General features: G+C 38.1%; 4 protein-coding genes. All 4 read left to right on the top strand.

Annotated elements, in window-relative coordinates; all coding sequences use genetic code 11:
- Positions 1 to 119: 119 nt before the first annotated feature.
- Positions 120 to 1,445: an MFS transporter gene (locus GGR42_RS07040; RefSeq protein ID WP_167962264.1), complete on the top strand. Its 1,326-nt coding sequence runs from the start codon at positions 120 to 122 to the stop codon at positions 1,443 to 1,445.
- A gap of 114 nt (positions 1,446 to 1,559) precedes the next feature.
- Complete coding sequence (locus GGR42_RS07035) at positions 1,560 to 3,860, top strand: NADP-dependent malic enzyme (RefSeq protein ID WP_167962262.1); 2,301 nt, start codon at positions 1,560 to 1,562, stop codon at positions 3,858 to 3,860.
- Positions 3,861 to 3,869: 9 nt separating this feature from the next.
- Positions 3,870 to 4,451, top strand: a complete 582-nt coding sequence (ruvA, locus tag GGR42_RS07030) for a Holliday junction branch migration protein RuvA (RefSeq protein WP_167962260.1) — start codon at positions 3,870 to 3,872, stop codon at positions 4,449 to 4,451.
- A 5-nt stretch (positions 4,452 to 4,456) separates the two neighbouring features.
- Positions 4,457 to 11,605 carry a T9SS outer membrane translocon Sov/SprA gene (gene sov, locus GGR42_RS07025; protein ID WP_167962258.1) on the top strand — a complete coding sequence of 2,383 codons (7,149 nt, stop codon included), beginning with the start codon at positions 4,457 to 4,459 and terminating at the stop codon, positions 11,603 to 11,605.
- Positions 11,606 to 11,662: the final 57 nt, after the last annotated feature.

Here is an 11,662-nt window from a genome sequence, read left to right as displayed (position 1 = left end):
GATTTAGTAATTCTAAATACCATTTTAATTGTACAAATTTTCTAAGGGAAAATTAAAAATACTATATTCGAAACGCTTTAATTTTAAGAATTTTTCAACAGATACCTAAATTCGAAAAAATGGGAATGATAAGTAAACCAAGGTTAAGTTTTTGGCAGATATTTAATATGAATGTTGGTTTTTTGGGTATTCAGTATAGTTTTGGTCTGCAACAAACAGCAATTAATCCAATTTTTCTTTTTTTGGGAGCACCAGAGGATATGTTGCCTATATTAAATATTGCTGGCCCAGTGACAGGTTTAATTGTCCAACCAATTATTGGGGCAATGTCGGACAAGACCTGGTCGCCACGGTGGGGAAGAAGAAAGCCATTTTTCTTAATTGGGGCTGTTTTGGGCAGTCTTTGTTTGTTTGCGTTTCCTTTAAGTCCCACATTATGGTTTGCAGTGGGCTTGTTATGGATTTTGGATGTGGGCAACAATATGGCCATGGAGCCTTACCGCGCATTTGTTGGTGATAAATTGCCTGAAAAGCAATTAAGTTTGGGATATCAAATGCAGAGCTTGTTTGTTGGAGCTGGAATACTTTTGGCTACTTTGTCAATATTTTTATTTCAATATTTATTTGGCGCAGAAGAAGTATCAGAAACAGTTGGGACCATTCCAACATGGATATATTATTCTTTTTTCATTGGCGCAATTTTATCGGTTACAACCATTCTATGGTCCGTTATAAAAACACCTGAAATCCCCCCTAGTGATGAAGAATTATTAGAAATTAATAAACATAAAGGACTTTCCTTTTTAGAACGATTTAAAATGCCTTTTGTGGAAATTTCAAAGGCCGTGAAGGACATGCCAAAATTCATGTGGAAATTGTCAATAGTCTATTTGTTTCAATGGTATGCACTTTTTGTGTATTGGCAATTTATTGTGCCCTTATTAAGGACAACCATGGGGTATGACACTTCTGAGGCAGCTGCACAATCTGCCAAAATGAGCTTTACATATAATGTGGTTACCATGTTGGTTGCTTTGGCATTGGTTCCTTTAACCTTAAGGTATGGAGGTAAAAAAATATATGCTTCCAGTTTGCTTGGTACAGGACTGGCTTTGTTGATCATACCCTATATTTCTGACCCCTATTTAATCTTGGTGCCAATGGTTTTATTTGGGATTGGTTGGGCGGCCATGATGGGTATACCATACACCATGGTCTCTAAAATAGTGCCCCAAGATAGACGTGGGGTGTATATGGGAATCTTAAATATGATGATAGTAATCCCTATGGGAATAGAAACACTGACTTTTGGCCCTATTTTTAAAAATCTTTTGGGAAGCAATGCTATAAATGCCATTTTGTTTGGAGGCATCTTTTTTGTCATTGCCGCATTTTTTGCAATGCGGTTGAATGTTTCGAAAGAAGAGGGACCACAGATAGAATAATCGGTATTTAGTATATAGAAAAGTACCCTTATCTATATTCTAGTTTGATTAGTTGAATTTTGAAGCCTTTTTTCCTAAGAATACCTTTAAATTTGTTTTGAGAAAACACACCATATGAGCGAGCAAAAAAAAAGGCAAGAAGCATTGATTTATCATGCGAAACCAGCGCCTGGAAAAATTAAAATTGTACCAACAAAACCTTACGCTACGCAAAGGGATTTGGCACTTGCCTATTCTCCTGGAGTGGCAGAACCTTGCTTGGAAATAGCAAAGAACAAGGATGATGTCTATAAATATACTGCCAAGGGAAATATAGTTGCTATTATTTCCAATGGTACTGCTGTTCTTGGGTTGGGGGATATTGGCCCTGAAGCATCAAAACCGGTAATGGAAGGAAAAGCCTTGCTTTTCAAAATTTTTGCCGATATCGATGGAATTGATATTGAACTAGACACAAAGGATGTTGATAAATTCATTGAGACGGTAAAAATCATCGCTCCGACTTTTGGAGGGATAAACCTCGAAGATATAAAAGCTCCTGAGGCTTTTGAAATTGAGAGAAGGCTCAAGGAAGAGCTTGATATTCCTGTGATGCATGATGACCAGCATGGTACGGCAATTATTTCTGCTGCTGCATTATTAAATGCTTTGGAAATATCTGAAAAGAAAATAGAGGATGTAAAAATTGTTGTTAGCGGTGCGGGTGCCGCAGCAGTTTCTTGTACAAGACTGTATAAGGCATTTGGAGCAAGTGCCGATAATATTGTGATGTTGGATAGCAAAGGGGTTATTCGTACGGACAGGGAAAGCCTCTCTGCTGAAAAGGCTGAGTTTGCTTCAAGTAGAAAAATTAATTCCCTCGAGGAGGCAATGGTGGATGCGGATGTTTTTATAGGATTATCCATAGCAGATATTGTTACTCCCAAAATGTTGAAATCTATGGCCAAGAACCCCATTGTTTTTGCCATGGCCAATCCAGATCCTGAGATTAAATATGATTTGGCAGTTAAGACCAGAAAGGATATTATTATGGCCACGGGTCGTTCCGACCATCCCAATCAAGTGAACAACGTGCTGGGATTTCCTTTTATTTTTAGGGGCGCTCTAGATGTTAGGGCCACTGCAATCAATGAAGAAATGAAAATGGCAGCAGTAAAGGCCTTGGCGGAATTAACAAAAGAGCCTGTGCCCGAACAGGTAAATATTGCCTATGGAGAAACCCGGCTTACTTATGGGAAAGAGTACATAATACCAAAGCCTTTTGATCCAAGGTTGATTTCTGAAATTCCACCTGCAATTGCAAAGGCCGCCATGGATAGTGGTGTGGCCAAGGAACCCATTAAAAATTGGGAATCCTACAAGAACGAATTATTACAGCGTTCTGGGAATGATAACAAAGTGGTTCGTCTTTTGATGAATCGTGCAAAAATAAACCCTAAAAAAATTGTTTTTGCCGAAGCAGACCATTTGGATGTGATAAAAGCTGCTCAGATTGTATATGAAGAGGGAATTGCACATCCTATTTTATTGGGTAATAAGGAGATTATTACAGAACTAAAAAAGGAACTGGAGTTTGATGCTGATATTCCGATTATAGACCCAAATGCGGAGTCAGCGGAATCAAGAAAAAGAAGGGAGCATTATGCCACCAAGCATTATGAATCAAGAAAAAGAAGTGGAACTACCTTGTACAATGCAAAAAATAAAATGCGAGAGCGTAATTATTTTGGGGCAATGATGGTATTGGAAGGTGATGCAGATGGAATGATATCCGGTTATTCCCGAGCGTACCCAACGGTAGTAAAACCTATTTTTGAAGTCATTGGCAGGGCTTCCAACGTAAAGAAAGTGTCCACTGTAAATATCATGATTACTTCCAGGGGGCCTTTGTTCTTAGCAGATACCTCAATAAATATAGACCCAACAGCCTCTGAACTTGCTGAAATCGCCCAAATGACGGCGAATGTGGCAGCCACTTTTGGTTTTGACCCAGTTTTGGCATTGTTGTCCTATGCAAACTTTGGTTCTTCCACGCACCCTAATTCAACTAAGGTTAAGGAGGCAGTACGAATTTTACACAGATATAATCCAGACTTAAAGGTGGATGGTGAAATACAAATAGATTTTGCATTGAATCAAGAATTAAGAAAGAGTCAGTTTCCTTTTAGCAAATTAAACGGGAAGCAAGTGAATACATTGATATTTCCAAATTTAGAATCAGCAAACATCACTTATAAGTTGTTGAAAGAGCTTAATAAGGCGGATTCCATAGGTCCCATTATGGTCGGTTTAAGAAAATCGGTACACATTCTTCAATTGGGTGCCAGTGTAGATGAAATGGTGAACATGACTGCCATTGCAGTAATAGATGCACAAGAAAGAGAAAAAAGAAAGCAAGCCAAAAACATCATATAAAGAATAAGAATGATTGCTCATTTAAAAGGAAAATTGGTTGAGAAAAATCCAACTTACGTGATTATAGAATGTTTTGGCGTGGGTTATTTTGTAAACATTTCCCTTCATACGTTTTCCAAAATTAGTGATGAGGAAAGTATTCAGTTATTTACCCATCTTCAAATAAAGGAGGATGCCCATACTTTGTTTGGTTTTGCGGAGAAATCTGAAAGAGAAATTTTTAGGTTATTGATCTCAGTTTCCGGGATAGGATCCAGCATCGCGAGAACCATGCTGTCTTCTTTGTCACCAGGACAAATAAGAGATGCAATTGCCACTGGAGATGTAGCTACAATTCAGGGGATAAAAGGTATTGGGGCCAAGACTGCACAGCGTGTAATTTTGGATCTAAAAGACAAGGTTTTAAAAATCTATGATATTGACGAAGTTTCCTCTTCTTCAAACAATACAAATAAGGATGAAGCGTTATCTGCTTTAGAGGTTCTTGGTTTTGTCCGTAAGCAGGCCGAAAAGGTGGTGGACAAGGTTTTAAGCCAAGATGCTACACTAAGTGTTGAGAACATAATAAAACTCGCGCTTAAAAATTTGTAAAAAATTTGAAGACAGGGGCAAAACAATATCTTAAATCATCATTTAAGCTTTTTTTTCTATCCATTTTTTTTCTAGGAGCTACACAATTAACTTTTGCCCAAGAAACAGATGAACAAGAAGTTGACTCGGTTAAAACCGGTTTTGCTTTGGGAAAGCTTAAATTGGAGAATCCAGAGAGCATAGTTTCTAAATATACATACGACCCGCAAATGGATCGCTATATATATTCTGAAACCGTTGGGGATTTTGACATCAGCTATCCAATTATTCTTACCCCTGAACAATATTTGGAATTGGTAAAAAAAGAGAATATGAAATCTTATTTTAAAGATAAGATTGATGCCTTTTCTGGTAAAAAAGAGGGAAGCGAAGAAGCGCGTAAAAATCTTCTACCCAATTTTTATATAAACAACAATTTTTTTGAGTCGGTTTTTGGCGGGAATACCATTGAGGTTATTCCACAAGGGTCCGTTGCTATGGATTTGGGGGTTATCTGGCAAAAGAACGACAACCCGGCACTATCACCAAGGAACAGAACCAATCTTTCCTTTGATTTTGATCAACGTATAAGCTTAAGTATGTTGGGTAAAATTGGGGAACGCTTGCAGGTTACTGCAAACTATGATACAGAGGCTACTTTTGATTTTCAAAATTTAGTAAAACTGGATTATACGCCTACCGAGGATGACATTATTAGAAAAATTGAAGTTGGTAATGTAAACATGCCTTTAAATAGCTCCTTAATCACTGGTGCACAAAGTCTATTTGGGGTCAAGACACAATTGCAGTTTGGAAAAACAACTGTTACGGCTGTATTCTCGGAACAACGTTCCCAAAACAACACGGTAGTTGCTCAAGGTGGGGGAACGTTGAACGATTATTCACTCTCCGCATTGGACTATGATGAGGACAAACACTTTTTCTTGTCCCAATATTTTAGGGACAATTATGATACGGCTTTAGAAAACTATCCATACATAAGAAGTCAGGTACAAATAACACGTTTGGAAGTTTGGGTGACCAACAGAAACCAACAAACCTTAAATGTTAGGAATGTGGTGGCCATTCAGGATTTGGGTGAGGCCGATGAAGAGCAGACCAGAATAGGTCAATTTAATGGAGACCCAGCAGGGTTTTTTAATAATCCTGGAAATGGATTGCCAAGAAATAATGCCAATGATTATGATCCTGGACTTTTGGGGAATGGTGGTGCGTTGACATCTCAAATTAGGGATATTGCCACTGTGGAAGCAGGGTTTAATGTACCGGGCTATACTGTTAATCAAGGGTTTGACTATGCTATACTGGAAAATGCAAGAAAATTGGATCAAGGGAGAGATTATCAATTTGATTCTCAATTGGGATATATTTCCTTGAACCAAAGGCTGAGCAATGATGAGGTCCTGGGTGTAGCTTTTCAATATACCTATAATGGGGAAGTTTATCAAGTTGGGGAATTTGCTAATGGTGGTTTGGATGCTACGACGGTATCAGGAGGTGTTAATCCTATTATTGAAAACAATACATTGATCTTAAAATTACTGAAAAGTAATATTACCAATGTTAATGATCCCATATGGGATTTAATGATGAAAAATATTTACTCAACAGGAGCTTTTCAGTTGAGTCAGGAAGATTTTAAGTTAAACATTCTATATTCTGACCCGACACCAAGAAATTATATAACACCTGTAGATGAATCACCTGGGTCTGGCTGGCCAACTGGCCTTCAAGACCGTATTCTTTTGAATGTTTTTAATTTGGATAGGTTGAACACCTATAATGATGTGCAGCCTGGTGGTGATGGTTTTTTTGATTTTATACCTGGAATTACTGTTGATACAAGAGGAGGTAGAATTATTTTTAGCACAGTTGAGCCTTTTGGAGAATATTTATTTGACCAGTTGGGAGGAGGGACCTATGATGTGGATAATGATCAAGGGTATAATGCCAATCAACAGAAGTATGTGTTTAGAAACATGTATGCCCAGACCAAAGCTGCATCTTTGGAGGATGCCGAGAAAAACAGGTTTTTACTAAAGGGAAGATATAAGTCCGAAGGAAACAACGGTATCCCCATTGGGGCTTTTAACGTGCCTCGAGGTTCAGTTAGGGTTACTGCTGGTGGTCGCCAATTACAGGAAGGTATAGATTATACTGTGAACTATCAAGCAGGAACTGTACAGATATTGGATCCTAGTTTGGAAGCTTCCAATGTTCCTATTAATATCTCAGTAGAGAACAATGCGGTTTTTGGGCAGCAGACAAGAAGGTTTACGGGCGTGAATATAGAACATCAAGTAAACAAAAACTTTGTATTGGGGGCTACACTTCTTAATTTGAACGAACGTCCATTGACCCAAAAATCAAACTTTGGAATAGAGCCAGTTAACAATACCATATTTGGTCTTAACGGAAACTTTTCGACTGAAGTTCCTTTTTTGACTCGCCTTGCGAATAAATTGCCAAATATAGATACGGATGTACCTTCAAACTTGTCAGTACGGGGAGAGGTTGCCTTCTTAAAGCCCAATTCACCTAAAAATGCAAATTTTCAAGGGGAGACAACTACTTATTTAGATGATTTTGAAGGCGCCCAAGCATTAATAGATATACGTTCTTCTTTGGGTTGGACTATGGCAAGTACGCCTTTGGAATTTGTTCCGGGAGGGCAGTTGACAGGAAGTTCTCCAGAGGACCCTGCCAATTTGGAAAATGGGTATGGAAGGGCCAAGATGGCTTGGTATACAATAGACCCTATTTTTTTTACAAACCAACGACCATCGGGAATAAGCGATAATGACATTTCTACCAGTGCCACTAGAAGAATATTTATAGATGAGGTTTTTCCTCAGATTGATATTGCCCAAGGACAAACAACAGTTCAGAACACTTTGGATATAGCTTATTATCCCAATGCCAAAGGACCCTATAACAATAACCCCAATTTTGATGCAGCACAGCCACAGGAAAAATGGGGTGGAATTATGCGTTCCCTAAGCAGTACCAATTTTGAGCAATCCAATGTGGAGTTTGTGCAGTTTTGGGTGTTAGACCCTTATGTGGACGGCGAAGCAACAAGTCCTGGGGAGCTGGTCTTTAATTTGGGTAATATCTCGGAAGATGTTTTAAAGGATGGAAGAAAACAATATGAAAATGGACTTCCTGCAGTAGGCAGTAATGATTTGGTCGCACAAACTTCGTGGGGAGAAGTGCCTTCTACACAGTCTTTGGTATACGCTTTTGATGTGGATGAGGCAAGTAGAAGCCTTCAAGATATTGGATTTGATGGATTGGACGATGCGTCTGAGTCTAGTGTTTTTAACAATAATGGCGGTAATGATCCAGCTTTGGACAACTATCAATATTATTTGAACAGGGAAGGTGGAATTTTGGAGCGTTATTTGGATTTTAATAATCCCCAAGGAAATTCACCTGTTCAAGTGACCAATACCAATAGAGGTTCAACTACTTTGCCAGACGTTGAGGATATTGATAGGGATTTGACCATGAACACGGTAAATAGTTATTATGAATATAGAATCCCCATAAAACCCAATACAACTATTGATGATCTATATGTAACAGATATAAAAGAAGGGGTTACACCGCAACTGCCGAATGGACAAAGTTTAAATAGAAGGTGGATTCAATATAAAATTCCATTGAACGATTTTACAGATGCCGTTGGGGGGATTACAGATTTTAGATCCATTAGTTTTATGAGAATGTACCTTACTGGTTTCAGCAGTGATGTTGTACTTCGTTTTGCTACCTTGGATTTGGTAAGGGGAGATTGGAGAACCTATACAAAATCATTGCAACCCGATGTGGACAATAATCCTGCAGATGATGGTACAGTAGTGGATGTAAATACTGTGAATATTGAAGAAAACAATGGTAGGATTCCAATTCCCTATGTACTGCCTCCGGGAGTAATTAGGGAACAATTGAACAATAACAATACAATTATCCGCCAAAATGAGCAATCCCTTTCTTTTAAAGTGGAAAATTTGGAATCAGAGGATTCTAGAGGAGTGTTCAAAAATGTGAATATGGATGTTCGTCAATATGAGCGAATAAAAATGTTTATGCATGCGGAAAAAATTGCGGATTCGGACTATTCCAATGATGATACCCCAATAATTGGTTTCTTAAGAATAGGAACAGATTTTTCCGAGAACTTTTATCAAATAGAATTACCGTTGCAATTTACTCCTTTTGGAGCTTCTTCGGAAAGTGAAGTTTGGCCAGATGTTAATGAAATTAATATCGCACTAAGTGATTTAAACAAAGTAAAGTCTTTGGGGATTGCCAATCAGACTCTTAATCAAGTTAACTATTATGAAGTAATTGATGGGGAAGTGATTTCAGTTCCAGAGTTTGCAGCAAGGACTCCAGGTGTGTTAAGGATTGGTATTCGAGGAAACCCTTCCTTGGGTAGCTTAAGAAGTATGATGGTTGGGGTTAAAAACTCGGACAATCTACCAGCAAGGGCAGAAGTTTGGTTCAACGAACTTCGTTTGGCAGGTTTGGACAATAATGGAGGTTGGGCAGCTATTGCAGCATTAGATGCCAATATTGCCGATTTTGCCAATGTATCCGCAACCGGAAGCAAGAGTACATCTGGATTTGGTGCCATAGACCAAATGCCAAATGAACGTGCTAGGGAAGATGCCATTTCTTATGATGTGGTAACTAACTTAAATATGGGCCAATTGTTCCCTGTAAAATGGGGTTTGCAATTGCCGTTTAACTATGGAATTTCAGAACAGGTCATTACTCCGGAATTTGACCCTGTTTATGACGATTTAAAATTAGAAGATAGAATTGCTGCGGCTGGGAATGCGGAGGATGCGGAAACCATTAAAGAGCAGGCAGAAGATTATACTAAAAGAACGAGCATCAATCTAATTGGGGTGAGAAAAAATAGAGGTGAGGAAGCCGATGCCAATTTTTATGATATTGAGAATTTTACACTGAACTACTCCTATAACGAGACGGAGCACAGGGATTTTGAAATAGCCAATCTAAGAGATCAAAACGTTACCACCGGCTTTGTATACAACCATAATTTTAAGCCAGCTGAGGTTGCCCCTTTTGCCAAAAAAGATTCTCTTTTTACAGGTAAATACTGGCAGTGGTTAAAAGATCTTAATTTTAACTTGTTGCCCACAAGTGTGTCTGTAAATTCCAATATAAACCGCTCTTTTAATCAGCAGAGATTTAGAGATGTGTTAGAGCCAGGTGTCGATGCTTTGGAGCTTCCATTGTTGCAGCAGCGTAATTATTTGTTCAATTGGCAGTATGCCTTAAATTATAGTCTATCTAAATCCCTACGACTTAATCTAACGGCAAGCAACAACAATATTGTCCGAAATTATTTTAATGAGGAAGGCGATAGTGATTCTGGTATTAATAACATGTTGGATTTATGGGATGGTTTTTTTGATATTGGGGAGCCCAACAGGCATGCCCAGCAAATGCAATTAAATTATGAGGTTCCTTTTAACAAAATACCTGCTTTAGATTTCATAAATGCCCAATATTCCTATACCAGTAATTTTGATTGGCAACGTGGAGGGGACGCCTTAAGGGAAGTTGCAGGTGAAGATATAAATACAGTTCAGAATGCCAATACACATAATATAACTGCTTCTCTTACCATGCAACGTTTTTATGACCTACTAGGTCTAAAAAAGAGAAGCGGAAAAGTTACTGCAAACAATGCTCCCGTGAGGAGGGATAAAGCAGGTAATCCTGCAAGTGGAAATAACCCAGAGAAAACCAAAGGGACAAGTGGGCTTTTTAATACTGCTGTGGACATATTGACAATGGTCAAAAGAATTAATGTTAACTATAGTGAGAATAACGGAAAAGTATTACCGGGATATACACAATCCATAGGTTTTATTGGTACGGCAAGACCTTCTATAGGGTTTGTTTTTGGTAGTCAGTCCGATGTGCGTTATGAAGCTGCCCGGAACGGATGGTTGACGGCTTTCCCAGAATTTAATGAACAATATATTGAACGCACCAACAAACAGTTTAATATTACCGCAACTGCTCAACCCACCCAAGATTTAACCATTGATTTATCTGCGGACAGACAGTATTCTAGCAGCTATCAAGAAAGTTTTCAGGTTAATGATTTAGGTAATGGACAATATGAGTACGAAAATCTTTTGGGCAACAATTTTGGGAATTTTAGTATTTCTACTATGATGATTGGTACTGTATTTGGAAAGAGCGATGAATTTACCTCTGAAACTTTTGACCAGTTTAAGGAAAATAGGATTACAATCGCCAATAGAGTTGTTTCGGACAGGGGTCAGGATACGGGTAATGTGGATGCTGATGGTTTTCCCGAGCGTTATAGTAAAACACATCAAGATGTTTTGTTACCTGCTTTCTTTGCGGCATATACCGGGCAAGATGTTAATAGGGTTAATTTGGATGCATTCAGGCAAATTCCCATTCCTAACTGGAATATTAAGTTTACTGGCTTAATGAAGAACAAATGGTTTAAAAAGAAGTTTAAGCGTTTTTCACTGGGTCATGGTTATAGAGCTTCATATAGCATTAATTCTTTTCAAACCAATTTAGAAAAGCAAAACGGGGCTATTAATCCGGAGAATCAAGATTTTTTACCCGATAATATTATAAACAATGTGGTACTCACGGATCAATTCAATCCATTGATCAGGTTGGATTTTGAAATGCAGAGTTCTTTGAGTGTCTTGGCCGAAATCCGTACGGATAGAGCTTTGTCCTTGAGTTTTGACAATAATTTAATGACCGAAATCAACGGCAAAGAATATACGCTTGGATTGGGCTATCGTTTTAAAGATGTTCAGATGGTAACGAACATAGGAGGAGAAAAACAACGTTTAAAGGGAGATTTAAACCTAAAGGCAGATGTTACGCTAAGGGATAACCTTACCATTATAAGAAATTTGGATATAGATAATAATCAGATAACTTCGGGCCAGAACTTATTTTCTTTAAAATTTACTGCGGACTATGCCTTGTCCAAGAATCTAAATGCGTTGTTCTTTTACGATCATTCTTTTTCAAAATTTGCAGTATCCACAGCCTTTCCACAAACTACTATTAATACCGGTTTTACCATTAGGTATAACTTCGGAAACTAGATTTATTTTTTGTCAATTACTTTTTTTTGATAACCTATATATAATCCTTTACATTTG

The organism is Saonia flava (genome assembly GCF_011927795.1).
Classification (GTDB): Bacteria; Bacteroidota; Bacteroidia; order Flavobacteriales; family Flavobacteriaceae; genus Saonia; species Saonia flava.
Note: the sequence above shows the minus strand (reverse complement) of the source record. Positions and strands in the feature narration are given on the sequence as shown.

Excerpts from the sequence above, each read along its gene's own strand:
- GGR42_RS07040 (WP_167962264.1), top strand. The coding sequence starts at position 120 with ATGGGAATGATAAGTAAACCAAGGTTAAGTTTTTGGCAGATATTTAAT.
- GGR42_RS07035 (WP_167962262.1), top strand. The coding sequence starts at position 1,560 with ATGAGCGAGCAAAAAAAAAGGCAAGAAGCATTGATTTATCATGCGAAA.
- ruvA (WP_167962260.1), top strand. The coding sequence starts at position 3,870 with ATGATTGCTCATTTAAAAGGAAAATTGGTTGAGAAAAATCCAACTTAC.